At 37.4% G+C, this 530-nt stretch carries 1 pseudogene; it reads right to left on the bottom strand.

Annotated elements, in window-relative coordinates:
- Positions 1-143: 143 nt before the first annotated feature.
- Positions 144-530 (bottom strand): annotated as a pseudogene (locus LI114_RS13720) (hypothetical protein); the annotation flags it as partial.

The following is a 530-nucleotide window of genomic DNA, read 5'->3' as shown; positions in this document are numbered from 1 at the left end:
TTTCTATTTTACTTCTTTGAGGTTGGAGTGTCAAGTTTTATTATACTATATCACTTACATCCGTGTATAAACGCTTAGCTTTTCAATAATTGTCACCAAACAATCCGCCATTCAAACATCTATATATTCCGGAATTAATATGATTACTCATAGTTCTGAGCCTGCTCGTTCTTGATACCCAGTGACAGTTTTTTCTGCCTAATCATTCTCCGCAGCTTGCTGTCCACTGTCCGTCTGACTGACTTATACTTCTGCGTATAGTCATCTTCGATGCACCTACTGAGATTTGCAAACAAACCAAAGATCGTATTTGCAATTACGGCATTTTCAAACTGTGCCATATTGTTCAGCATATTCTGTGCATATTCATTACCATCATTTGCAGACTTTGTGAACCATTCGATAGCTTGTCCCTTATCCTTTGTAAGTCCCGCTGCACCGAAAAGATAGATTCTGCCAAGCTGATAACTTGCCAAATGATTTTTGTCAGCACAATTCTCAAAATAATTGACAGCTTTTTGTATATCATA

The organism is Ruminococcus sp. 210702-SL.1.03, assembly GCF_020559915.1.
In the GTDB taxonomy this organism is placed as follows: Bacteria; Bacillota; Clostridia; order Oscillospirales; family Ruminococcaceae; genus YE71.
The sequence above is the reverse complement of the archived record's forward strand: the minus strand, read 5'-3'. Positions and strand labels throughout refer to the sequence as shown.